Raw genomic sequence first — 19,326 nt, 5'->3', positions numbered from 1 at the left:
CACTGATTTCTCAGGTGAGAAATCAGTGTGAACAGGCCCAAGTGCTTGATTCGCAAGAATTAGGCCACATCGGTGTTTTCCCTAGGTGTGGCGGGGACTAAGGGCACGTAAACGCACCCGCAGCGGGAAGTCAGATCCCCAGGTAGCGATGCCAGAGACCGGGCTCGGCGGCCAGCTGCGCCGAGCCGCCGGCCCAGACCACACGGCCGCGCTCGATGAGGGTGTGGCTGTCGGCCAGGGTGATGAGGCGCTGCACGTACTTGTCGATCACCAGGATGCTCTGGCCCTGCGCACGCAAGCCGCCCAGGCAGGCCCAGATCTGTTCACGGATCAGCGGGGCCAGGCCTTCGCTGGCCTCGTCCAGGATCAACAGCTGCGGATTGGTCATGAGCGCGCGGCCGATGGCCAGCATCTGCTGCTCGCCGCCCGAGAGCTGCTTGCCCATGTGGCGGCGACGCGCCAGCAAGGCGGGGAAGAGTTCATAGACGCGTTCCAAGGTCCAGGGCTGGTCGCTGGAACGACGGTTGGCCGCGAAGGCCCGCAGGTTTTCTTCCACCGTGAGGTTGGGGAAGATCTGCCGGCCCTCGGGCACCAGGGCCAGGCCCATGCGCGCGATGCGGTCCGGGCTCAGGCCATCGATGCGTTCACCGAGGAAGCGCACCACCCCTGTGCGCGGCGGTGTGAGCCCGAGGATGGACCGCACCGTGGTGGTCTTGCCCATGCCATTGCGGCCCAGCAGCGTGGCCACCTCGCCAGCCTCCACGCGCAGGCTGATGCCGAACAGCACCTGACCAGGACCGTAGGCGGTCTGCAGGTCCTCGACCTCAAGCAGCACGCTCATGCCAGCCCCCTGCGCCGCAGGGCACGGTGCTCCAGCACCAGGACCACGATCGTCAGCAGCAGGATGACCGCACCGTGCCACTCCATGGCCCGCTGCGCATCTCTGGCCGCCGCCTCAAAACCGGCCTTGAATTCGGCATAGACCCGGTGCACGGGACCGCAGTGCAGCTCCCAGATGCGGAAACGCTCGTCCCGCACCCAGCGCACCGGCACGCCCAGCACATAACCCATGCAGCCCGGCAGGCTGTCCCGCTCCCCTGCTTCGTCCAGCGGCGTGCGCGCGGTCGCGAGCAGGGCCGCCGATACCGGGAACTCCATGGCCTGCTGCGTTTCGTCGGCCAGCCGCACCTGCAGATGCGGCACGCGGTCCTGCACCCGCAGCACCTCGACCGGGATCTGCACCAGTTGTTCGGGTTCGGGCGCCGGGTTGAGCTGGTCCACACACAGGAGATAGCCCAGGTGCAGTTGCAGCAGGAGGCCGATGCACAGGGTCAGGGGATGGAAACGCCACCAGGAGCGTACGGCGCGCGCCACGGGCAGGGCCATCGGTGTCGGTGCCGGGAGCAGCATCAGGCGCCCTCCTCGATGTCGTCACCCAGGTAGGCGCGCCGCACCTCGGCATCGGCACGGATGAGGGCGGGCGCCCCGCTGGCGATGATGCGGCCGGCCACCAGCACCGAGAGGGTGTCGGCCAGGCGGAACACGGCATCCATATCGTGCTCAACCAGCAACAGGGTCAGCTCACCACGCAGGCCCTGCAGCAGGGCCACCATGCGCTCGGATTCCTCGGGGCCCATGCCGGCCATGGGCTCGTCCAGCAGCAGCAACCTGGCGCCGGTGGCCAAGGCTATGCCCACCTCCAGCTGACGCTGCTCGCCGTGCGAGAGCGCGCCTGCGGTCTGCGCCAAGCGTTCACCCAGGCCCACGCGGCCCAGCAGGGCCGCAGCCTGTTCATAACGTTGCGCCTCGGCGCGCGCCGCAGCCCAGAAACGCAGGCTGCCGCCGCTGCGCGCCTGCAGGGCCAGGGCCACGTTGTCGAGCACCGAGAGGCGTGTGAAGATGCTGGTGATCTGATAAGACCGCGCCAGGCCACGGCGCACACGCTCGTGCATGGACAGCGCGGTCACATCCGCGCCGTCGAAGACAATGCCTCCCGCGTCGGGCGCCAGCGCGCCCGAGAGCTGCTGGATCAGCGTGGTCTTGCCCGCGCCATTGGGGCCGATCAGCGCGTGGATCTCACCGGCACGCACGCTCAGGTCGAGTCGATCGGTGGCCACGAGACCGCCGTAGCGTTTCACGAGGCCGCGGACTTCAAGCAACGCCTGTGTCATGCCCGCCCCTTGCGCCGGAACAGGCTCATGAGCCCGTTGGGCGCGGCCAGCACCACGGCCAGCAGCACCGCGCCCAGCACGAACTGCCAGTAGATGGTGTAGTGGCTCAGCACCTCTTCCAGCAGCAGGAAGACCGCGGCGCCGATCACGCCGCCCCAGAGATGCCCCACACCGCCCAGGATAACCATGACCATGAGCAGGCCGGACTGGCCCCACTGCATCGTGGAGGGGCTGACAAAACCGCCCAGGCTGGCCAGCAATGCCCCTGCCAGGCCAGCCAGCGCACCGGCGATGACAAAGGCCGTGAGCTTGTGACCGTAGACGGCAAAACCCACGGCCTCCATGCGTTGTTCGTTCTCGCGCATGGCCTGCAGGGCGTGGCCGAAGCGCGCGTTGAGCAGGCGCCAGACGAAGAGCAAAACCAACGTGGCCAGGGCCAGCGTGGTCCAGTAGAAGGTGCGTTCGTTGGCCAGGTCCAGCCCCGCGCCCAGCGTGCCGCGCGCGGAGAGCGAGAGGCCGTCGTCACCACCGTAGGCCTTGGTGGAGATGGCCAGGTAATAAAGCATCTGGGCGAAAGCCAGCGTGATCATGATGAAGTAGACACCGCGCGTGCGCAGGCTGATGGCGCCGATCACGGCGGCAAACAAGGCCGCCACAATCATGGCTGCGGGCCACAGCACCCAGGCCGATGTCACACCGGCCTGCAGCAGCACACCGGCCGTGTAGGCGCCCACGCCCACAAAGGCCGCGTGGCCGAAGCTCACCAAACCACCGAAACCCAGGATGAGGTTGAGGCTGGTGGCGGCCAGGGCGAAGATCAGGATGCGTGCGGCCAGGCCCAGGTAGAAGTCACCACCGATCAGCGGGGTGATCAGCGGCAGGGCCAGCAGCAGTACGAAAAGCGGCAAGGCCCAGCGCCAGCCCAGGGCATGGTCGAGCAGGCCGCGCGCTGATTCAGACCGTTCGGACTGAGCCTGGCCTGTCCTGAGCTTGTCGAAGGGTCGAAGTCCTGCCACACGCTGCGTTTCGACAGGCTCAACGCGAACGGTAGAGGGCGGGAGTCTCTCAGCCATGGGCAGGAAAGAGACCGCGTGGTTTGAAGAAGAGCACGGCGGCCATCAGCACGTAGATCAGGATGGAGGCCACGGCCGGACCGGCGTTGTCGGCCGCGGACGGGCCCAGCACGGCGCCGAAGAGCAGCGGGATCAGCGCGCGACCCGCCGTGTCCACCACACCGACCAGCAAGGCACCGAGCAGCGCGCCGCGCACCGAGCCGATGCCACCGATCACGATGACCACGAAGGCCAGGATCAGGATGCTCTCGCCCATGCCCACCTGCACCGCCAGCAGCGGGCCCAGCATGCCGCCGGCCACGGCGCACAGGGCCGCGCCCAGGCCGAACAGCGCGGTGAACAGCGCACGTACCGGCACGCCCATGGCCAGGGCCATCTCTCGGTTCGACGCGCCGGCGCGCAGCTGCATGCCCAGACGCGTGCGTGTGATCAGCAGCCACAGCCCCAGCGCCACAGCAAGACCCACACCGATGATGAACAGGCGGTAGGCCGGGTAATGGAAACCGCTGAGCAACTCGACCGGACCGGACAAAGACTCGGGCGGGCTCAGCTGCACGGGCTGCGAGCCCCAGATGAAACGCACGGCCTCGTTGCACATGAGCAGGATGGCGAAGGTGCCCAGCACCTGCGACAGATGGTCCCGCGTGTAGAGGCGGCACAGCACCGTAAGCTCCAGCAGCACACCGAAGACGGCCGCACCGATGATGCCAACCCCGAGCCCGGTCCAGAAGGAGCCGCTGGCCGTGGTGGCCGAGGCCACCAGATAGGCCCCCACCATATAAAGCGAGCCGTGGGCCAGGTTGATCATGTCCATGATGCCGAAGACCAGGGTGAGCCCGGCCGCCAGCAAAAAGAGCATGAGCCCGAACTGCAGGCCGTTCAGGGCCTGCTCCAGGATGAGAATACCGGTCATCGCGTGTTGAAGTCCATGACACAAGCCAGACCGTTGGGGCTGAGCTCGTCGAAGCCAGCGGGCGCCAGCACTCGGCGACTGCGTTTCGACAGGCTCAACGCGAACGGAAATGAGATCAGAGCGCCGGCATCTTGCACTGGGCGGCGTAGGCGTCGGCGTGGTTCTTGAAGATGGTGCCGATGGTGCGGTTGGTCACCCGGCCCTTGCTGTCGCTGGTGATGACACGCAGGTAGTAATCCTGGATCGGGAACTGGTTGCTGTTGAACTTGAAGGCCCCGCGCACAGAGTCGAACTTGGCGGCCTTGAGCGCTTTTTGCACCGCGGCCTTGTCGTCCAGCTTGCCCTTGCTGTCGCGCACGGCCGCGCCGATCAGCTGGGCCGCGTCATAACCCTGGGAAGCGTAGAGCGTGGGCAGGCGGCCGTATTCCTTCTCGAAGGCGGCGACGAAGGTCTGGTTGGCCGCATTGTCCAGGTCGTGCGCCCACTGCGAGCTGTTGAACATGCCCAGCATGGGGTTGCCCACGGCGCGGATCACGTCCTCGTCGCCCGAGAAGCCGGGGCCGAACAGCGTCATGTCCTTGGACAGGCCGGCACCGACGAACTGCTTGATGAAGTTGATGCCCAGGCCGCCCGGCAGGAAGATGTAGACCGCGTCGGGCTTGGCCGCGCGCAGCTTGGACAGCTCGGCGCCGTAGTCCAGCAGGTTCAGCGGGGTGTAGCTCTCGGAGACGATCTCGCCGCCCTTGTAGTAGCGCTTGAAGCCGGCCAGCGCGTCCTTGCCCGCCGGGTAGTTGGGGGCGATCAGGGCCACGCGCTTGAAACCCTTGTCGGCCACGGTCTTGCCCACGGCCTCGTGCTGGTTGTCGTTCTGGTAGGAGGCACTGAAGAAATAGGGGTTGCACTGCTCACCCGCCAGTTGCGAAGGACCGGCGTTGGCGCTGATGTAGAAGGTCTTGGCCGCAAAGGTGGGCGCGCCCACGGCCAGCATGACGTTGGAGAACACGATGCCCGTCATGAAGTCCACCTTGTCGCGCTTGACCAGGCGGTCCGCCGTCTGGCGGCCCACATCGGGACTGGCCTGGTCATCGGCCACGATGACCTCGGCCGGCAGGCCGCCGAGCTTGCCGCCGTTCAACTTCACCGCCAGCTGGAAACCGTCGCGGATGTCCAGCCCCAAGCCGGCGCCGGGGCCCGAGAGCGTGGACAGCAGGCCGATCTTGACGTTGTCGGCCGCCAGGGCCGGCAGGGCCAGCACGGCAGAGACGGTGGCCGCAAAAAAGCTGCGGCGCAGCAGGGCAAAGGGCACGTTGGGTTTCATGGTCTTTCCTGTTCGGGATGAGGCTGCAGAAATGGGCTGCCAGAATGATAGCGTCCAGATCGTGGAGCTTAGTTCATGAACCCCACCCGCCGAAAACTCAGCCTGGCCCTGCTGGCCCTGCCCGCCGGCTGCGCCTACCAGCCTCTGGGCGGGCTGCGCACCGAAGCCGCTGCCGCACCGGCCCAGACCGTCGGCCTGCGCCCACCGGCCCTGGGCCAGCGCTGGACCTATCGCAAGTACAACGGCTACAACAGCGCCCTGCTGGGCACGGAGGTGCAAGAGGTCGTGGCCCTGGAGCCCCGCATACGCATCCGCATCCGCAGCGATGCCTCCCCGGCCGAGCTGGAAGAGCAGCAGCAGCCCTGGGGCCAGGTCCTGCGCGAATTTGCCTGGGACGGTGTGCTGAACTACGAGCAAGCCATGCCGCTGTGGCCGGCCGACCCGCGCCCGGGCAGCCGCAGCGTGCACAGCACCACCTACCGCATCGACAACGATTCCTTCCGCTACTGGATCACCCAGCACACCACGGTGCAGGGCTGGGAGCGCGTGGCGCTGGCGAACGGCCCCCAGCTGGCGCTGCGCATCGAAAAATTCATACGCCTGCAGCATCGCGATGTCTCGCGCACGGAAACCCTACGGCGCGACACCCTGTGGCTGGCACCGGAGATCGGCCGCTGGGTGGCGCGCGAGATCACCGGCGAATACCGCGTGTCCACCGGCCGGGGCCTCAGCCGGCTGCGCGAAGACTGGCACCGCTGGGAACTGGTCTCCTGGGCCTGAGAGGTCCGACCCCACTGGCCCAGCAAGAAACGCCTCTCAAAATGCCAGCGGCTCAGTTTTTCGAAAACCCAGCTTGGGTACGCCAAGTCACCTTGCCGTTCAGGCTGAGCCTATCGAAGCCCCTCGACAGGCTCAGGGCGAACGGATGTGAGGAGCTTGTAAGATAGCGAAGCACTATCTGCAAGGACCGACATGGCCAATCTCGCAAGTCTCTTGAAATCAGAAATCTCCCGCATCGCACGCAAAGAAGTTCGTGCTGAAACCCAGACCCTGAAAAAAGCCTCCGCGCAGCACCGCAGCGAAATCGCCGCTCTCAAGCGCCGCCTCGCCGACCAGGAACGCCTGCTCTCCCAGCTGCGTAAAAACAGCCGGTCGGCCGCAAGCCCCACCCCCGCCGCGGACAGCCCCAAGCTGCGCTTCCGCTCCGAGGGGTTTGCCAGTCTGCGCAAGAAGCTGGGTGTGTCGGCCGCCGAGATGGGCCAGCTGGTGGGCGTTTCGGCGCAATCCATCTACCACTGGGAAAAAGGGCTCTCGCGGCCCCGGAACAGCCAGCTGGCGGAGATAGCCGCCGTGCGCAAGCTGGGCAAACGCGAAGTCAGCGCGCGCCTGGCCCAGGCCTGAGCGGCCGCAGACCGGAGGCCGCCAGCCCTCAGACGGCTCCGATGCCGCCGACCGCCTGGAACAGGGCCTTGATCCTGTCGGCTTCGATGTTGCGCGTGATGAAGACGATACGGCTGCCCTGGTCTGCGCTGGGCCAGCGGTCCAGCGTGACCGGCGGGTGGAACACATGGCCCACGCCCTGCACGACCACGGGCCGCCCCTCGACATTCACGATGCCCTTGACGCGCAGCATGTCCCGGCCTCGCAAAGAGATCAACAACTCCATGGCGGCCGAAAACGCGGGCCAGGTGAACGGTGTCTCGAATCTCAGTGACAGGTTGCGCACTGAAGGGTGGTGCCGCCCGGGCAGGCGCCCTGCCAGATAAGCGCCCTCACCTGCCGCCGGCTCCTCCCGCGTGGCGAGCTCGCCCAGAAAACGCAGGGTGTCCTGCCCGGCACGTTCGCTTTGCAGACCCAGACCGATCAGGTCCCGGGGATGCAGTTCGCCCTGGGTGCAGCGACGGATGTCGGCCCGCGTGTTGATGGCGGCAATCTCGGCCGAGAGTTCCTGCACCGCTTCGGGGGACACCAGATCGCACTTGGTGACGAAGATGCGGTCCGCCAGGGCGATCTGCTGCTGGGACTCGGGCTGGTGGGCCAGCTGGTCGCGGGCGTTGACCGCGTCCACCAGGGTCACCACGCCGTCCAGCCGGTAGTGCGCGTCCAGCATGGTGTCGCTGGAGAGTGTCTGGATCACCGGCCCGGGATCGGCCAGGCCGGTGGTTTCGATGATGACGCGGTCGAAGTCGGGGATCACCCCGGCGCGGCGGTCCCCGAAGAGCTCGCGCAGGGTGTCCTGCAGATCGGTGCGCACCGAGCAGCACAGGCAGCCGTTGGCCAGCAGGCTGACGCTCTCGGTCGACATCTTGACCAGGTCGTTGTCGATGCCGATCTCGCCGATCTCGTTGATGACCACGGCCACCCGGTCCATGTCCGGGTGCCTGACCAGCTTGCCGATCAACGTGGTCTTGCCCGCGCCGAGAAAACCGGTGATCAGCGTGACCGGGATCTTGCCGGCCAGCGCGTCACGCCCGCCGGAGGCTGTTGACCACTCAGACATTCATTTCGAGGATGTAGAGCCCGCCGCTGAAGCGGTCGACCGTGTAGACCAGCTTGCGGTCATCGACGTAAACGTCGTTGAGCTGCACCGCGCCACGCGAAGACAGCGCCGGTGTCGGCGGCACGTAGTAGGCCACTTCCTGCACCTGGTAGGGATTGCTGGTGTCGTAGACGCGCACGCCGGCGTTGAAGAAGGTGCCGATGAACAGCGTCTCCGAGCGGAAGGAGCAGGGCACCGGCAGGTTCTCGTGCAGGTTGTGCGCGCCGAAACGGCCGCCGCGTTTGGCGAAGGTGTCGTAGGGCGGGGCCGGGAAGGTGCCGATGGGCAGGGGGTTGGCGTCGGTGCGCGAGTCCACCACCCAGACCAGCTTGGGCCAGTCCTTGCCATCGTCCTGCACGCATTCGTCGGAGACGATCCACAGATTGCGCTCGAACAGCGGCAGCACGGTGTGTGTGAAGCCGTTGAAGGGCGGCGAATGGTTCCAGTGGGACACCAGCTTGATGTCCGAGGGCTTGCCGATGTCGAGCACGATGGCGCCGCCGTCGATGTAACCCACATAAGCGCGGTCGGGCCGCTGCGGAAAGACGTTGGTGTTGTGGGCGCGGAAGCCCGTGTCGAACTGGGCCGGCAGGCGCGGCGGCGGCGGGGCCACGTCACCCTCGCGCGTGCCGGGGTACCACCAGCGGCCTTTTTCGAAGGGCTGGGTCGGATCGGAGATGTCGATGATGCGGTAGATCTGGTCGTCCTTGGGATTGCGCGGCTGGAAGTCCGGCGCGCCCGAAGCCATGTGCACGGTCTTGCCGTCCACGAACCAGACGGCGTGCACACCGCGCGAATAGGGGCCCGAGCAGTCGAAGTGCGAGAGCAGGCGCGGCTCTTCGGGTTTGCTGATGTCGTAGATGTTGAAGCCGGCCGGCTTGGCACCCAGTTCCTTGACCTGGCTGGCCACGACCATGAGGTTGCCCACCACGTCCAGCGAGTTGGAGCGCACCTTCATGTGCGGCAGTTCGGTCTGCACGATCACGCGCGGGTTCCTGGGGTCGCTCACGTCGACACCGGTGAAATTCTTGGGCGCCGACTCGTGCGCCATCCACAGGATGCGCCGGCCGTCGTCGGCCAGCTGCATGGCAATGCCCTCGCCCATGCCGCCGAAACCCTGCAGCTCGTTGTGCGAGATCAGCTTCATGTTGTGCGCCATGGGCTGGTCGGCGCGGGGACGCAAGGTCGTCAAATCAGCTTGGTTCATGTTTCACTCAAAAAAAGAGGCCGGATGAAAGCCGGGCACCACAGGTTCATTCCGCCTGGATATTCTTTTCCTTCACCAGTCTTCCGTATTTGGCGTATTCGGCGTGCACGTAGCTGGTGAAAGCGGCGGACGTATTCCCGCCGGGCGTCGCGCCTTCCTTGGCCAGACGTTCGAGGACGCCGGGGTCCTTGAGCACCTTGGCGGTTTCGCGCTGCAGCCTGTCCACGATGGCTGCCGGCGTGCTGGACGGAACGAAGAACCCGAACCACGAGGAGACGTCGAAATCCTTGAGACCCGATTCGGCCAGGGTAGGCACGTCCGGCACAGCCGCAGAGCGGCTGGCCGAGGTGAGGGCCAGGGCACGCAGGCGCCCGGACTGCACATGCGGCAACACGGCCACCATGGGGGCGAACATCAGCTGGATCTCCCCGGCCAGCAGGGCATTGACGGAGGGGCCGGCGCCCCGGTAGGGGATATGGGTGATCTCGGCCCCCGTGGCGATCTCGAACAGCTCGCCCGCCAGATGGGTGGGGGCACCCTTGCCGGAGGAACCATAGTTGAGAGCGCCAGGCTTGGCCTTGGCCAGGGCGATCAGCTCCTGCACATTCCTGGCCGCCACGCTCTGGTGGACCACCAGGATATTGGGCACCTCTGCCACCATCGTCACCGGCTTGAGGTCACGCAGGGTGTCGTAGGCCAGCTTGTTGTACATGTGCGGCGCCACGGCCATGCTGGTCGACTGACCGATCAGCACCGTGTAGCCGTCCCCCGCGGACTTGGCCGTGATATCGGCCGCGATCGTGCCCGAAGCGCCCGAGCGGTTCTCGATCACGATGCTCTGGCCCAGCGCCTCGCCGAGTTTCGGGCCGACGATGCGGGCAAAAAAATCTGCGGCCCCGCCCGGCGATGCCGGAACGATCAGGCGGATCGGTTTGCTGGGGTAGTTGTCGCTCTGGGCCAGCGCCAGGCCCAGAACGGACAGCAGGGCGGCGGCGCTCAAGAGGCGCAGGCAGTTTCGACGGAACATCATCTTGTCTCCTTGCAGGTTCAGGCATCCAGTCCGGTGGCGGCGCAAAAAACGCAGGCCCCGGACACTCGGGAAATCACTTGCCGTGCTCGACCGCCACCAGACGGGTTTCACCGGTCTCGGTCAGCGTGCGGGTCGCGTTCGGCGAGGCGTAGATCCAGAGGATCTTCATGGGCTCGGTGCTCGACATATTGCGGAAGCGGTGCGACACGTTCGGGGGGATCCAGGTCGTGTCCAGGGGCTTGAGCACATGCGACTCCTGCCCTGCGACATCCATGACGGCATCACCCGCCAGCAGCATCACACTCTCTTCGCAGTTGTGGCTGTGGAAAGGAATCGCGGTGCCGGGCGCGAACTCGGTGATGCCGTTGATGAAACTCTGCGCCCCGAGCGCCGGGGTCACCAGGGGGGTGGTGCGGGCGCCGCCGCCACGGTCATGGCTCTTGATCTGGTCGGGTTTGAGCACGGTGGGAGCGCGTGCTGCTGTGGTGTTGCTCATCTCGGGTTCTCCTTTCAGGGGTTCAAGGCTCTGCTTAGGGCTGCGCTGAACAAGTCCGTTCGCGTTGAGCCTGTCGAAACGCCCTCTTTGCAAATCAACAACTTGCAGAGGACTTCGACAAGCTCAGTCCGAACGGAGGGACATGCTCAGCATATTCTTAGGTTCTGACAGGTCCGGTCCAGACCGTCTTGATGTTCATGAACTCGTGCAGCCCCAGGTGCCCGAGCTCGCGGCCGTAGCCGGATTGTTTTGTCCCGCCAAACGGCAGGCGGGGATCGGAAGCCACCAGGCCGTTCACGAAAACGGCGCCGGCCTCGATGCGCCGAGACAGCTGACGCGCGCGGTCCAGGTCACGGCTCCAGAGCGATGCGCCCAGGCCGAAGGGGGTGTCGTTGGCCACGGCGATCGCCTCGTCCGCCGAGGCCACCCGCAGGATGGCGGCGGCGGGACCGAAGGTTTCTTCCATGGCCACGGTCATGCCGGGTGTGACGTGGTCCAGGATGGTGGGCTCGTAATAGGCGCCGGGGCCTTCCACCGGCTGGCCGCCGATCAGCACCTGCGCACCTTCCCGCACCGAAGCCCTGACCTGGACATGCAACTCGTCGCGCAGTTTGCCGCGCGCCATGGAGCCGATGGTCGTGTTGGCCTGCAGGGGATCACCGACCACCAGCTTGCGCGTGCCGGCCACAAAGGCTTCCGCGAAGCGGTCCGCAATCGACCGCTCGACAATGAAGCGCTTGGCCGAGATACAGCTTTGCCCCGTGTTGGAGAAACGCGCCTTGACGGCGACCGCGGCCGCCGCCTCGATGTCGGCGTCGGCGAGCACGACAAAGGGATCCGAGCCGCCGAGCTCGAGCACCTGCTTCTTGAGCGCCTGGCCGGCCTGCGCGGCGATGCTGCGCCCCACGGGCGTGGAGCCGGTGAAGGTCACCGCGGCGATGCGATCGTCCTGGATCAGGCCCTGCACGGCCGAGGACTCGACCAGCAGGGTGGTGAACAGTCCTTCGGGCAAGCCGGCATCCTTGAACACCTGCTCCAGCGCCAGCGCGCATTGCGGCACATTGCTGGCGTGCTTGAGCACCATGCCATTGCCGCCCACCAGCACGGGCGCGGCCGCGCGCATGACCTGCCAGAAGGGATAGTTCCAGGGCATCACGGCCAGCACCAGACCCAGCGGGTCGAACACGATGCGGCTGTCGGCGGCCGAGCTTGCGACCACCTGGTCCGCCAGGAAGGTCTCACCCTGCTGGGCGTAGTGGTCGAAGTTCCAGGCGCATTTCTCGATCTCGCCCAGCGACTCGCTCAGGGGCTTGCCCATCTCCAACGTGATGAGCAGGGCCAGCTCCTGTTTCTTGCGGCGCAGCACGGCCGCGACCTGCAGCAGGTAAGGCAGGCGCTGCCGGACGTCCAGGCGGGCCCAGGTCTTCTGGGACGCAGAGGCCACGCGCAGCCGGCTGTCGATGGCCTGCGCGTCATGGATGGGGAACTTCCCCAGCAGGGCGTCGGTGGCCGGGTTGAAAGAATTCATCATCATGCGGCACCTCCTTGAACCAGCGGCTGGATGCCCAGATCCTTGGCCAGCACTGCCAACTCCTGAACCAGGGTGTTGGCGATCGGTATGCCTGCTGCATAACTTTGCCGGCGCTCATGGCTTTGTTCGCCCGGCAACCAGATGCGTTCCACGCCCGGCAGGCGTTCGCTGCTGCGGATGTCCCTGACCAGGGTGTCCACGGCACCCTTGAAGACCGCGACATCGCCAAAAGCGCTCAGGTCGATCACCAGGATGGCCTGGCCCGTGTTGGTGACGCTGACATGGTCGGCATTGAAATCGATCACCTCGCGCCCCATGGCACCACCGCCCAGGGTACCGGCCAGCAGGCCGACCACCAGCGCCAGGCCATACCCCTTGTAGTCACCGATGGGCAGCAGGAAACCCTCGCCGGCGCGGTTGGGATCGGTCAGGGGCTTGCCCTGGCGGTCGATCATCCAGCCCTCGGGCATCATCTCGCCGCGTTTGGCCTTGGCCTTGACCTTGCCATAGGCCGCCACCGTCGTGGCCATGTCCAGCACCACGGGCGGCTCACTCCCGGCAGGAATGCCGGCCGCGATGGGGTTGGTGGACAGCAGCATGTCGGTGCCACCCCATGGCGGCAGATGGTTGGCATTGCCCACGGCAAAGTACAGGCCGAGCATGTCGTGCTGCAGGGGCTTGCGTGCATACAGGGACGCCGGGCCGGCGTGGTTGCTGTGGCGCGCGCTGACCCAGGCCACGCCGCAGGTCCGGGCTTTCTCGATCGCCAGGTTCACCGCGCGCGACATCACGAGGTGCCCCATGCCGTTGTCACCGTCGAGCACCGCCATGCCCGCGCGTTCGCTGACCACCTTGATGTCGGGGTGCTTGTTGATGCCGCCGGCGCGGATGCGTTTCATGTACTGCGGCAGGCGGATGACACCGTGGCCGTCCGAACCCTGCAGATCGGCTTCGGCCATGAGCGAGGCGATGGTGCGGGCGTCCGCTTCCGGAAAACCCTGGCTCACAAACGCGGACTGGATGAAGTTGCGCAAGACGTCCGGACGGACCGCCGTGAAATTGGGGTGGGACGCTTTCAAGTGATGTGCTTTCTTCGGGTCTGGAGTCGGACGCGGGGCCTGCCTTGCATCCCCGTGGAATCTCAATCGGTTATCGATAAGCGGGCGGGGCCCGGCTGTCTTGAATGCATCGGCGCCCGGGCGCTTTCAGGTGGGCTGGAAGTCCCGAAGTTTAGGGAGGCGGGGGTGGCCCGTCCAATACTCATTTCACGCGATGCCATATCATCCTGATATCGATAGACCGCTCGCTTCTGCGCCCATGAACCTGAAAACCCTGCGCTACTTCGTGGCGATTGCCGATGCCGGCAGCCTGACCGCCGCCGCTGCCGCCATCTCGATCGCCCAGCCAGCCCTGACACGACAACTGCGCGAGCTGGAGGCCGATCTGGGCATGCCGCTGTTTCACCGCATGCCGCGCGGCGTGCGGCTCACGCAGGCGGGCGTCACGCTCTACGAAGCGGCGCAGCGCATCCTGGGCGAGGCCCAGCGCGTGCGCCAGCGCCTGGCCAGCAAGGCCGGCGACACCCGGACCACCGTGGTGCTGGGCGTTTCGCCCACGCTGGCGCGGGTGCTGCTGCCGGGCCTGTTCGAGCATTGCATGCGCACCCTGCAGGACGTGGAGCTGCGCTCGCGCGAAGCCTTCACACCCGAGCTGCTGGACTGGCTGGAGCGCGGCATCATCGACATGGCCGTCGTCACCAACCCGGGCATCGGCCGCTCGGTCTCGCTGCAGCCCCTGCTGGGCGAGCCCTTTGCCCTGGTCTCGCACGCCTCCATGGGCATGGGGCCCATCGTCTCGCTCGCGCAGCTGGCCAGGATCCCCCTGCTCATGACCAGCCTGCACCGCGACATCGTGGAGCGGCAATTGCTGCCCCTGGGCAAGACGCTCAACGTCCAGGCCGTGCTGGACTCGGTGGACTCGATCCGCGCGCTGGTTCAGAAGGGGCCCTGGGCCACGATCATGCCGGTCTCGGTGTTCAAGGAAGCCGGAACCTCGACGCAGATCGTGATGTCGCAGATCACCGGCGTCCAGCTCACGCGCCTGCTGGTGCTGGCGACCCGGCTGGAACCCGAGGGCAAGCTGGCCATCCCGGTGGTACAGGAAATGATCGAAGCGGAGTTCTCCCGCCTCATGCGCGAAGGCGTGTTCACCTTCACCACCAGCCAATGACCGTGCCGTGCTGAGCGCGAAGACACTGGCCACACGCAAGATGCTGGCCCCGGCGCCCTGCAGTCACGCACCGTCAACGTGCAGCGCACCAGCCTTGTGCGCACTTTTCAGGGTTTATCTGAATATCTGGGGTTCAAATCGACCAGACAATCTGTATACAGCTGTGTTTTCAATCCCGCATCCACCGAATCCGGAACTGGCACCCTTTTTGCTCAAGCCATAGTACCGTGGTGGTCGCCATCACTTTCATTCATCGCCTGCAGGCAGGCTTACCCAGGAGATCCCCCATGTCCAAGCGCCACCTCCTCAAAACCGTCGTCGCTCTCGCCCTGACGGCCGGCTTCGCCACCGCCCAGGCCCAGACCAAGCCGCTCAAGTTCCAGCTGGACTGGCGCTTCGAAGGCCCGGCCGCCTTCTTCACCCTGCCGGCCGCCAAGGGCCATTTCAAGGAAGCCGGCCTGGACGTGACCGTGGACAGCGGCAACGGTTCGGGCGGCACCGTCACGCGCGTGGCCTCGGGCACCTACGACATCGGTTTCGCCGACATGGCCGCCCTGATGGAGTTCCACGCCAACAACCCCGACGCCCCCAACAAGCCGGTGGCCGTCATGATGGTCTACAACAACACGCCGGCCGCCGTGATCGCGCTCAAGAAGTCGGGGATCAAGACCCCGGCCGATCTGAGCGGCAAGAAACTCGGCGCCCCGGTGTTCGACGCCGGCCGCAAGGCCTTCCCCATCTTCGAGAAGGCCAACAAGGTGAGCAACGTGGCCTGGACCGCCATGGACCCGCCCCTGCGCGAGACCATGCTGGTGCGCGGTGACATCGACGCGATCACGGGCTTCTCCTTCACCTCCCTGCTCAACCTCGAAGCGCGTGGTGTCAAGGCCGCGGACGTGGTCGTCATGCCCTACGCCGATTACGGCGTGAAGCTCTACGGCAACGCCATCATCGCCAGCCCCAAGCTGATCAAGGAGAACCCCGAGCTGATCAAGGCCTTCCTCAAGGCCTTCACCAAGGGCGCCAAGGAAGTCATGGCCAATCCGGCCGCCGGCATTGAAACGGTGAAAGCGCGCGACGGCATCATCAACGTCGAACTGGAAACCCGCCGCCTGCAGATGGCCATCGACTCGGTGGTCGCCAGCCCGGACGCACGCAAGGAAGGCTTCGGCCAGATCAATGCGGGCCGCCTGTCCCTGATGGCCTCACAGGTGTCGGACGCCTTCGGCACCAAGACCCGCGTCGATGCCGGTGCGATCTGGAACGGCTCCTTCCTGCCGACCGCGGCCGAACTCAACATCCTGCCGCCGGCCAGGAAGTGAGCGGTATGCTTGCCTGAATCAACTGGCCAGCACTGTCTGGCCATTTTTTTGCGCCGATCCGATCATGTCCAACGAAACCACCTCCCCTCCCTTCGTCCAGTTCGACGACGTCTGGCTGGCCTACAACGACGAGCTGCTGGTCCAGAACGTCTTTGCGGTCGAGGCCATCAACCTGAACGTGCGCCAGGGCGAGTTCATCGCCATCGTCGGGCCCTCGGGCTGCGGCAAGTCCACCTTCATGAAGCTGACCACGGGCCTGAAGATGCCCAGCATGGGCCGTATCCGCGTGGACGGTCAGCCCGTGACCGGCCCGCTCAAGGTCTCGGGCATGGCCTTCCAGGCCCCTTCCCTGCTGCCCTGGCGGACCACGCTGGACAATGTGCTGCTGCCGCTGGAGATCGTCGAACCCTACCGTCACCAGTTCAAGGACCGCCGCAAGGAGTTCGAGGATCGCGCTCTCAAGCTGCTCGAGACCGTGGGCCTGGGCGGTTACGCCAGGAAATTCCCCTGGGAACTCTCGGGCGGCATGCAGCAGCGCGCCAGCATCTGCCGCGCCCTGATCCATGAACCCAAGATGCTGCTGCTGGACGAACCCTTCGGCGCGCTCGATGCCTTCACGCGGGAGGAACTCTGGTGCACCCTGCGCGACCTCTGGCAGGCACAGAAGTTCAACGTCATCCTGGTCACGCACGACCTGCGCGAATCGGTCTTCCTGGCCGACACCGTCTACGTCATGAGCAAGAGCCCGGGACGTTTTGTGGTGCAGCGGCAGATCGATCTGCCCCGCCCGCGCGAGCTCGAAGTGACCTACACCCCCGAGTTCACCGGCATCGTGCACGAACTGCGCGGCCACATCGGTGCGATGAGAAGCCCCCCTGTGCCGGCCCGTCGGCCGTCATCCCCCCCTGGGGGACAACACCAGCAGCCCGGCGAAGCCGGTTCTGCGGTGTTCCCGCAATGAAGAGAGGCGCCCCGGAGAAATCATCATGAATGCGAAACACCGCAAGCACCTCGAACGCTGGTCCCCCCTGCTGCTGCTGGTCGCCATCGTCACCCTCTGGCAGATCATCACCTCGGCATTCAACGTCTCGGAATTCATCTTCCCCAGCCCCCTGCGCATCTGGGAACAGACCCTGCAACACAAGGCCGTCATCGCCGCCCATGCCTGGCGCACCTTCTGGGTCACCATGGCGGGCTTCGGCATCGCCATCGTGGTGGGGGTGCTGCTGGGTTTCCTGATCGGCAGCTCGCGCCTGGCCTACGCAGCGGTCTACCCGCTGATGACCGCCTTCAACGCCCTGCCCAAGGCGGCCTTTGTGCCCATCCTGGTGGTCTGGTTCGGCATCGGCATCGGCCCGGCCATCCTCACGGCCTTCCTGATCAGCTTCTTTCCCATCACGGTCAACATCGCCACCGGCCTGGCCACGCTGGAGCCCGAGCTCGAAGACGTGCTGCGCGTGCTGGGCGCCAGGCGCTGGGACGTGCTGATCAAGGTGGGCCTGCCGCGCTCCATGCCCTACTTCTTCGGCTCGCTCAAGGTGGCCATCACCCTGGCCTTCGTGGGCACCACGGTGTCCGAGATGACCGCCGCCAACGAGGGCATCGGCTACCTGCTGATCTCGGCCGGCTCGGCCATGCAGATGGGCCTGGCCTTCAGCGGCCTGCTCGTGGTGGGCGCCATGGCCATGGCCATGTACGAGCTCTTCAGTTTCATCGAGAAGCACACCACGGGCTGGGCCCACCGCGGCTCGCAGAGCGCGTGACCTTAGTTCACTCCGGCGGCTGGTTGGGTGTCGGGTGATGCGCCGACAGCGCACTCACCTTCTTTGCTTCAAAGAAAAGTACCTCGTCCGCCGGGGCGAGACCCGGCAAAGCAGGCACGCCCAGGCATAAAACAAAGACAAATCAGTTCCTCTTGCCCCCAGGCCGAAACCACTCCGTAAAAACCGTCCGCTCAGCCTCCGTCATCCCCGTCGCATTGTTCATGGGCATCACCCGGCTCACCACCACCTGCTGGTAAATCTGCAGCGCGTGCTTCTGGAGTTCCTCTGGCGTATCCAGCCGCACCCCCTTGGACTGCAAGGCCAGCCCGTGGCACATGACGCATCGTTCGGTGGCGATGGCCTGCACCTGGGCCAGGCTCACGGCCTGGGGCGCGGCGGCTGCAGCAAGCGGCGCTGTCGGTCGCAGCCAGACGATAAGCCCCAGCAGCACAGCCACACCCGCCGCCGCATAAGGCCAGGGATGCGCATTGCGCCCCAGCTTGTAGCCATGGCGCAGCACGAAGAACTGGCGGATGGCCGCGCCCGCGGCCATGATGAGGATGAGGAAGACCCAGTTGTGCGCAGACGCGTAGGTGAAGCTGTAATGGTTGCTGAGCATAGCGAACAGCACCGGCAACGTGAAATAGGTGTTGTGCACGCTGCGCTGTTTGCCGCGCAGACCGTGAATGGGGTCCACGGGCTGGCCGGCCTTGAGCGCCGCCACCACCTTGCGCTGGCCCGGGATGATGCGCATGGCCACGTTGGCGCTCATGGTCGTGGCCAGCATGGCGCCCACCAGCAGGAAGGCCGCACGGCCGGCGAAGAGATGGCAGGCCAGCCAGGACGCCAGTACCACCAGCAGGAGCACGGCCAGGCCGACCTTGGCGTCACCCTTCTCGCCCTCGCCCAGGAAACGGCAGGCCAGGTCGTACAGCACCCAGAAGACCACCAGAAAGCCCAGCGCCGCGGCGATGGCAGCGGCCGGCGCCCAGTCCATCACCCGGGGATCGATCAGGTAGACGCCGGGACTCCAGAGATAGGACACCAGGAACAGGGCAAAGCCGCTGAGCCAGGTGCTGTAGCTCTCCCAGTAGAACCAGTGCAGGTGTGGTGGCAGCGTGGGCGGCGAAACCGCGTACTTCACCGGGTGGTAGAAGCCGCCGCCGTGCACGGCCCAGAGTTCACCCGTGGCGCCTTCGCCGCGCAGCTTGCCGTCCTCGGGTGAGGTGAGGCTGCTGTCGAGGAAAACGAAATAGAAGGAAGAGCCGATCCAGGCAATGGCCACGATCACGTGCAACCAGCGCAGCAGCAGGTTGGCCCAATCGAGCAGGTAGCTTTCCATCATTCAACTTCCCCGGTAAGTCGAATAGCTCCAGGGGCTCACGAGCAGGGGCACGTGGTAGTGCTGCGCCGGGTCGGCCACGCCGAAGTCGAGGGCCACCTGGTCCAGGAAAGCCGGCTCGGGCAAGGCCACCCCTTTGACCAGAAAGTAGGCCTTGACCCCGAAGACCAGACGGTAGGTGCCTGCCTTGAGCTGGCTGTTGTCGTAGAGCATGCCGTCCGGATTGCGTCCGTCGTCGTTGAGCGTGAAACGCCGGACCAGCTCGGCCTGTCCGCCCTGCGTGGTGTAGAGCGCGACCGCCATGCCCGCGGCGGGGCAGCCGTGCATGGTGTCGAGTACGTGGGTGCTGAGGCCCATGGTGATCGTCCTTTTGAAAAACCGGAGCAGTCCAC

At 65.9% G+C, this 19,326-nt stretch carries 20 protein-coding genes; 6 read left to right on the top strand and 14 right to left on the bottom strand.

Features of this window, described 5'->3' with window-relative positions; genetic code table 11:
* Window positions 1-130: 130 nt before the first annotated feature.
* From ACYVH8_RS08425 to ACYVH8_RS08400, 6 genes are all read right to left on the bottom strand, one after another.
* A complete protein-coding gene (locus tag ACYVH8_RS08425) occupies window positions 131-841 on the bottom strand; it encodes an ABC transporter ATP-binding protein (RefSeq protein WP_460488400.1) in 711 nt (236 codons plus the stop codon).
* The gene (locus ACYVH8_RS08420) at window positions 838-1,410 is read right to left on the bottom strand and encodes a hypothetical protein (protein WP_460488399.1); all 573 of its coding nucleotides are present in this window, start codon (window positions 1,408-1,410) and stop codon (window positions 838-840) included. The genes ACYVH8_RS08425 and ACYVH8_RS08420 overlap by 4 nt, the downstream gene beginning before the upstream one ends.
* Window positions 1,410-2,171 (bottom strand): ABC transporter ATP-binding protein, encoded by a 762-nt coding sequence (locus tag ACYVH8_RS08415; RefSeq protein ID WP_460488398.1) that lies wholly within the window; start codon window positions 2,169-2,171, stop codon window positions 1,410-1,412. The genes ACYVH8_RS08420 and ACYVH8_RS08415 overlap by 1 nt, the downstream gene beginning before the upstream one ends.
* Entirely contained in the window at window positions 2,168-3,112 is a 945-nt protein-coding gene (locus tag ACYVH8_RS08410; protein ID WP_460488595.1) for a branched-chain amino acid ABC transporter permease, read from the bottom strand. Before ACYVH8_RS08410 ends, ACYVH8_RS08415 begins: the two co-directional genes overlap by 4 nt.
* Before the next feature lie 124 nt (window positions 3,113-3,236).
* Window positions 3,237-4,157 (bottom strand): branched-chain amino acid ABC transporter permease, encoded by a 921-nt coding sequence (locus ACYVH8_RS08405; protein ID WP_460488397.1) that lies wholly within the window; start codon window positions 4,155-4,157, stop codon window positions 3,237-3,239.
* 115 nt (window positions 4,158-4,272) lie between these two features.
* A complete protein-coding gene (locus ACYVH8_RS08400) occupies window positions 4,273-5,475 on the bottom strand; it encodes an ABC transporter substrate-binding protein (RefSeq protein WP_460488396.1) in 1,203 nt (400 codons plus the stop codon).
* 75 nt (window positions 5,476-5,550) lie between these two features.
* Between ACYVH8_RS08400 and ACYVH8_RS08395 the strand changes: the two genes are divergently transcribed.
* Together ACYVH8_RS08395 and ACYVH8_RS08390 are read left to right on the top strand one after the other, a co-directional pair.
* Window positions 5,551-6,255 (top strand): hypothetical protein, encoded by a 705-nt coding sequence (locus ACYVH8_RS08395; RefSeq protein ID WP_460488395.1) that lies wholly within the window; start codon window positions 5,551-5,553, stop codon window positions 6,253-6,255.
* Between the two features lie 192 nt (window positions 6,256-6,447).
* Window positions 6,448-6,876 (top strand): helix-turn-helix domain-containing protein, encoded by a 429-nt coding sequence (locus tag ACYVH8_RS08390; protein WP_460488394.1) that lies wholly within the window; start codon window positions 6,448-6,450, stop codon window positions 6,874-6,876.
* A gap of 28 nt (window positions 6,877-6,904) precedes the next feature.
* On the opposite strand, the gene ACYVH8_RS08385 is transcribed toward ACYVH8_RS08390, so the two are convergent.
* The 6 genes from ACYVH8_RS08385 to ACYVH8_RS08360 all read right to left on the bottom strand — a co-directional run bounded on the left by ACYVH8_RS08385 (window position 6,905) and on the right by ACYVH8_RS08360 (window position 13,357).
* Entirely contained in the window at window positions 6,905-7,975 is a 1,071-nt protein-coding gene (locus tag ACYVH8_RS08385) for a CobW family GTP-binding protein (RefSeq protein ID WP_460488393.1), read from the bottom strand.
* Window positions 7,968-9,221, bottom strand: coding sequence for an LVIVD repeat-containing protein (locus tag ACYVH8_RS08380; RefSeq protein ID WP_460488392.1), 1,254 nt, complete (start codon window positions 9,219-9,221; stop codon window positions 7,968-7,970). The genes ACYVH8_RS08385 and ACYVH8_RS08380 overlap by 8 nt, the downstream gene beginning before the upstream one ends.
* A gap of 46 nt (window positions 9,222-9,267) precedes the next feature.
* A complete protein-coding gene (locus ACYVH8_RS08375) occupies window positions 9,268-10,251 on the bottom strand; it encodes a Bug family tripartite tricarboxylate transporter substrate binding protein (protein WP_460488391.1) in 984 nt (327 codons plus the stop codon).
* 73 nt (window positions 10,252-10,324) lie between these two features.
* Window positions 10,325-10,747 (bottom strand): cupin domain-containing protein, encoded by a 423-nt coding sequence (locus ACYVH8_RS08370; RefSeq protein WP_460488390.1) that lies wholly within the window; start codon window positions 10,745-10,747, stop codon window positions 10,325-10,327.
* A 157-nt stretch (window positions 10,748-10,904) separates the two neighbouring features.
* On the bottom strand, window positions 10,905-12,281 hold the full coding sequence (locus ACYVH8_RS08365) for an NAD-dependent succinate-semialdehyde dehydrogenase (protein WP_460488389.1): 1,377 nt from the start codon (window positions 12,279-12,281) through the stop codon (window positions 10,905-10,907).
* Complete coding sequence (locus tag ACYVH8_RS08360) at window positions 12,278-13,357, bottom strand: Ldh family oxidoreductase (RefSeq protein ID WP_460488388.1); 1,080 nt, start codon at window positions 13,355-13,357, stop codon at window positions 12,278-12,280. The genes ACYVH8_RS08365 and ACYVH8_RS08360 overlap by 4 nt, the downstream gene beginning before the upstream one ends.
* 238 nt (window positions 13,358-13,595) lie before the next feature.
* On the opposite strand from ACYVH8_RS08360, the gene ACYVH8_RS08355 reads away from it, so the two are divergent.
* The 4 genes from ACYVH8_RS08355 to ACYVH8_RS08340 all read left to right on the top strand — a co-directional run bounded on the left by ACYVH8_RS08355 (window position 13,596) and on the right by ACYVH8_RS08340 (window position 17,592).
* Window positions 13,596-14,507, top strand: coding sequence for a LysR family transcriptional regulator (locus ACYVH8_RS08355; RefSeq protein ID WP_460488387.1), 912 nt, complete (start codon window positions 13,596-13,598; stop codon window positions 14,505-14,507).
* Window positions 14,508-14,794: 287 nt separating this feature from the next.
* Complete coding sequence (locus tag ACYVH8_RS08350; RefSeq protein WP_460488386.1) at window positions 14,795-15,829, top strand: ABC transporter substrate-binding protein; 1,035 nt, start codon at window positions 14,795-14,797, stop codon at window positions 15,827-15,829.
* 64 nt (window positions 15,830-15,893) lie between these two features.
* Window positions 15,894-16,790: an ABC transporter ATP-binding protein gene (locus ACYVH8_RS08345; RefSeq protein ID WP_460488385.1), complete on the top strand. Its 897-nt coding sequence runs from the start codon at window positions 15,894-15,896 to the stop codon at window positions 16,788-16,790.
* 25 nt (window positions 16,791-16,815) lie between these two features.
* Complete coding sequence (locus ACYVH8_RS08340) at window positions 16,816-17,592, top strand: ABC transporter permease (RefSeq protein ID WP_460488384.1); 777 nt, start codon at window positions 16,816-16,818, stop codon at window positions 17,590-17,592.
* 142 nt (window positions 17,593-17,734) lie between these two features.
* On the opposite strand, the gene ACYVH8_RS08335 is transcribed toward ACYVH8_RS08340, so the two are convergent.
* Both ACYVH8_RS08335 and uraH read right to left on the bottom strand, forming a co-directional pair.
* Window positions 17,735-18,934: a urate hydroxylase PuuD gene (locus tag ACYVH8_RS08335; protein ID WP_460488594.1), complete on the bottom strand. Its 1,200-nt coding sequence runs from the start codon at window positions 18,932-18,934 to the stop codon at window positions 17,735-17,737.
* A gap of 3 nt (window positions 18,935-18,937) precedes the next feature.
* Entirely contained in the window at window positions 18,938-19,291 is a 354-nt protein-coding gene (uraH, locus tag ACYVH8_RS08330; RefSeq protein ID WP_460488383.1) for a hydroxyisourate hydrolase, read from the bottom strand.
* Between the last annotated feature and the right edge of the window lie 35 nt (window positions 19,292-19,326).

The sequence above is a fragment of the Curvibacter fontanus genome, assembly GCF_054780335.1.
This window is presented reverse-complemented; position numbering and strand designations above follow the sequence as displayed.

Bases quoted from the DNA above. Each gene is read 5' to 3' on its own strand.
- ACYVH8_RS08415 (WP_460488398.1), bottom strand. From the start codon at position 2,171: ATGACACAGGCGTTGCTTGAAGTCCGCGGCCTCGTGAAACGCTACGGC.
- ACYVH8_RS08350 (WP_460488386.1), top strand. From the start codon at position 14,795: ATGTCCAAGCGCCACCTCCTCAAAACCGTCGTCGCTCTCGCCCTGACG.
- ACYVH8_RS08370 (WP_460488390.1), bottom strand. From the start codon at position 10,747: ATGAGCAACACCACAGCAGCACGCGCTCCCACCGTGCTCAAACCCGAC.
- ACYVH8_RS08390 (WP_460488394.1), top strand. From the start codon at position 6,448: ATGGCCAATCTCGCAAGTCTCTTGAAATCAGAAATCTCCCGCATCGCA.
- ACYVH8_RS08345 (WP_460488385.1), top strand. From the start codon at position 15,894: ATGTCCAACGAAACCACCTCCCCTCCCTTCGTCCAGTTCGACGACGTC.
- ACYVH8_RS08385 (WP_460488393.1), bottom strand. From the start codon at position 7,975: ATGTCTGAGTGGTCAACAGCCTCCGGCGGGCGTGACGCGCTGGCCGGC.
- ACYVH8_RS08395 (WP_460488395.1), top strand. From the start codon at position 5,551: ATGAACCCCACCCGCCGAAAACTCAGCCTGGCCCTGCTGGCCCTGCCC.
- ACYVH8_RS08365 (WP_460488389.1), bottom strand. From the start codon at position 12,281: ATGATGATGAATTCTTTCAACCCGGCCACCGACGCCCTGCTGGGGAAG.
- ACYVH8_RS08420 (WP_460488399.1), bottom strand. From the start codon at position 1,410: ATGCTGCTCCCGGCACCGACACCGATGGCCCTGCCCGTGGCGCGCGCC.
- ACYVH8_RS08425 (WP_460488400.1), bottom strand. From the start codon at position 841: ATGAGCGTGCTGCTTGAGGTCGAGGACCTGCAGACCGCCTACGGTCCT.
- ACYVH8_RS08380 (WP_460488392.1), bottom strand. From the start codon at position 9,221: ATGAACCAAGCTGATTTGACGACCTTGCGTCCCCGCGCCGACCAGCCC.
- ACYVH8_RS08335 (WP_460488594.1), bottom strand. From the start codon at position 18,934: ATGGAAAGCTACCTGCTCGATTGGGCCAACCTGCTGCTGCGCTGGTTG.
- ACYVH8_RS08355 (WP_460488387.1), top strand. From the start codon at position 13,596: ATGAACCTGAAAACCCTGCGCTACTTCGTGGCGATTGCCGATGCCGGC.
- ACYVH8_RS08405 (WP_460488397.1), bottom strand. From the start codon at position 4,157: ATGACCGGTATTCTCATCCTGGAGCAGGCCCTGAACGGCCTGCAGTTC.
- ACYVH8_RS08340 (WP_460488384.1), top strand. From the start codon at position 16,816: ATGAATGCGAAACACCGCAAGCACCTCGAACGCTGGTCCCCCCTGCTG.
- ACYVH8_RS08375 (WP_460488391.1), bottom strand. From the start codon at position 10,251: ATGATGTTCCGTCGAAACTGCCTGCGCCTCTTGAGCGCCGCCGCCCTG.
- ACYVH8_RS08400 (WP_460488396.1), bottom strand. From the start codon at position 5,475: ATGAAACCCAACGTGCCCTTTGCCCTGCTGCGCCGCAGCTTTTTTGCG.
- uraH (WP_460488383.1), bottom strand. From the start codon at position 19,291: ATGGGCCTCAGCACCCACGTACTCGACACCATGCACGGCTGCCCCGCC.